Origin of the sequence: Phormidium pseudopriestleyi FRX01, assembly GCF_017313335.1 — a bacterium.
Classification (GTDB): domain Bacteria; phylum Cyanobacteriota; class Cyanobacteriia; order Cyanobacteriales; family Laspinemataceae; genus Laspinema; species Laspinema pseudopriestleyi.
The window spans coordinates 1-3363 of record NZ_JAFLQW010000467.1 but is presented as its reverse complement, the minus strand read 5'-3'; the positions used below and the strand labels follow the sequence as shown (position 1 = coordinate 3363).

Below are 3363 nucleotides of genomic sequence, written 5' to 3'. Positions count from 1 at the left end.
TTTTTCTACCATAGCGTTATCCAGTTGAGACCAAATTTGAGCAAATTGCCAATAGCGTTCCACTTCTTCCGGGGAGGGGTAGTCTCGTTTGTGCGATCGCAATCCTTCTTGGGCGATCGCGAAGATATTCAAAATATCCGTCATCACCTCTCTCACAGTACCATTAAGCGCTCCCCACCGCGCATCCGGGGGATTGCTGCGGTTGTCTAAGTGTAAGCTGTAGACAATCAACAGGCGGATCAGGATGCAGTCGAGTTGTTCCGTGCGAACCGAGGAGGGACATTGTAGCAAAGACCAAAATCCCGCTGCGCCATCTAATACCGCAGAACCGACAAACTCGCGATCGCTACTATATAAGGGAACATTGCTGCTGGTTGCCACCACCCGCACTCCCAGCAATTTAGGCAGTACCAGCGCAAGAAATGCCGGGTAAACCCAGGCATCCGTCACCGTTTTTCCCAGGGTTGTGGTGTAGGTTGTGGCCATAAATGGCAAATCTTTGGTATCATAGAATTGCCTAGCCTGTTCCCCCAATTCTCGGTCCTCTTGTAACCAGTCTAACTCCGATAACTGGCTAACATCCATCCGGCGATCGAGCCAATGTTGACGAATTTTCCACAAACTCACGGATTGGAGTTCTCCCATCAAAACCCGAATGGCGCGGATCATTTGCGGTGCATAAACGTAGGCGGGGAAAATGTACAGAAAAACCGGCTGTTGTTCTTCTAATTTTCCCGAACGCACGGACCACAATGCTTGCCTTAATAGCATTTCCAAAGACCAAATTTTAGAAATCCCGCGCTTAATTTGTCCGCCTCCAAGGGCATTTTTATTACTATATTGCTGGGGTTTAAATAAAACCACGGAATCCATTTGGTCCTCGGAGGCAAATTCACCGGAACTCAGGGAGCAAATCGGTTGTTTACCTTTGCGAGTTTTGGCGAAGGAATAGGTGGCTAATTCCACCTCAAAGGGGGGAATAATGGGTTCCCATCCGGCTATGTCTAAATACCGCTCTAAATATTGATTGAAAATTTCCCGAGTGGGACTGCGGTATTCTGGTAAGAATTGATGCTCCGTCGCCCAATCTGCCAACCGATTGGCTAAATCAGTTAACAGTTCCAGGGTTTGTTCCGCATCCAGGGTTCCATGCTGACAGAAGTAATGAGCCGCTGCTCGATACCATCCATAATTAACCCCTCCAATTGTAATCTGAATTTCTTCTAAAGTCAAGCAATCTTTTAAACTTAACGCCTCCAAAATCCAGTTTGCATAATCGGGACAATTCACTAAAAATTCCCGCTGGACAACAATCAAGAACTCCGCTAGGCGATCGCTCCTTAAATCCTCCCCCCCAGCCAGGTACTGCCGTTCCTCCGGGGTCAATTTGTTCTCCGTCACCAGCTTATCCAAGCGCTTCGGCGTTGCCAAATTATTTGGATTATTCACCCGCACCTCAATCACCGGAGGGAGTTTGCGAATCAAATCTGCCGGGGTAAACAATTCAGAAGTTTGGGGGGCAACCTTTAACCCCTTACCATCCCGTTTGAATCCAATATCTCCCTCCAACATTTTCTGGCTGAGAACTTGCGAAATTTGCTGCCAAATAAACTCTTTTAACCCCTCTCGACTGGGAGTTTCTGATTGCAATGGAGCCAAATAAACCACCCCTCGGGCAAAAAAGATTAACGGCTTCCAGTCTTGTTCTGCTGCAAAATTGAGGGTTGCATTGTGAATGCCATTGGTGAGAATGCCGATACTATCGCGGAGACGATGATACACCAATTTTTTGCGAATTCCCAACCAGCCTAAATGCTCTCGAAGTCGGTCCCCTGCCGTTTCGGTACTAATATCTGCCGGGTCCTTTAAATGCACGGCAATATCAGCAAATCCCAGTAAGTGACGCAAGGGGAAAGTTGTCAATCGCCGCGAGTCAGCGATCGCAAATTCAGGCCAATTGCTCGGATAGGGATTGGTTCCTATTTTAAACTGGGTATTTTGCGCCAAAAATCCGATATCTGATAGATAGGATTCCCACTCCGGCCAAAATGCCTGAAAATTTAATCGCCGTCCCATCTCCTGGCACAGGGATAAAATTTCGTGAATTTCATACGCCTTGGGAGATTCTTCCCCCTGACCGTGACAATATTTGTTATAATCATGGAGGGTAATTCCCAAACATAACAAGCGTTTTTCTTCTTCGGATAATGGCGAGTTTAGATAGGTTTCACCGAGATTCCATGCGATTAATAAAGCATTCAGGACATGAACACATAAATTTTGGTCCGGGCGATCGCTCCATCGTTGCGCTTTTTTTGCTGCGTGGTTATCCCCCCGTTGTTTTAACTGCTGATAGTGTGTCTCATAATCCCCGCCTAATGCTGAAATCGCACTAAATTCGCGATCGACTGCGGGGAGTACGAGGTCAATATATTGGGTTAAAATTGGATCTGTATTCGGGTCTAGAGTGATTTTAATTGCGTTTTGGAGTAAGCTTGCCATGAGTGGTGATTAAATTAAGTGAGGTTACTCTGTCGTTACGACGACTAGACTGGGTAGGGGACTGGAGGTAGAATCTCCTGTTGTGCGTGACTCAGTATCAGCTTTCGTCACCGGAATACTTTAAAATATCAAGGATTTGGGTTGACTGCGGCAAAACCGTTGTAACTTCCACTTGGATGCCTCCAATAACAGCGCATCTTGGTTAAAAGCACAAGCATAAGCTTGACCTCCTGTATCAGTGAGGCGATATAATCCAAAGGTAGGGGGCAATTTTAACTGATATCCCACTTGCCAATGACTACTGGTTTGAGTGCGATTTACCGGAACCAGGAATGCCAGGAACTTGCGCCGCTGTAGACAGCGTTTGACCTCCTCTTGGGGATGTCCGACAGTCATCAGGCGATCGAGCAACGAGAGTTCGCAAGGGTGTAACTCAGAAGTATCTCGACTGGTAGATAAACTGAGAAAAATCCGGTCCTCCACCCATTCCTGCACTCGTAAATACACCTGGATATAAGCTTCCGGAAAGGATTCGATGCCATAACCGGCAGCGGTGGCAGCGGTGAGAAAAGTCTGGCGATCGCAGAGTTCCACGAGAGCATAAGGCAACAACCGCAGCAAATCATAAGTATAAAATCGTAGTCCATCCCACACCGCCGCTTGAAGTGCCGTTCCCCCACGAAACCGTAAGAGTTCCCCTTGGGTGGCTTTTCCCACTGGATTCCCCATCATCCCAAACCATTGACGGCGGGCTGATTCCAGACGATTGGGATAGACTCGATTCAGGTCCTCTGTCATACAATCTCGGATCGGTTGACTGACCCGACTATTTTCCTGACTCATGGTGACCATCATCCCTTG

Annotated in this window: 1 protein-coding gene and 1 pseudogene; both read right to left on the bottom strand. The window is 47.4% G+C overall.

What is annotated here, in order from left to right:
- Positions 1 to 2502: type I-D CRISPR-associated protein Cas10d/Csc3 (gene cas10d / locus J0895_RS17805; RefSeq protein WP_207089353.1), on the bottom strand; the 2502-nt coding region annotated here is incomplete at its 3' end.
- Positions 2503 to 2622: 120 nt separating this feature from the next.
- Positions 2623 to 3363: pseudogene (locus J0895_RS17800) on the bottom strand (type I-D CRISPR-associated helicase Cas3'); the annotation flags it as partial.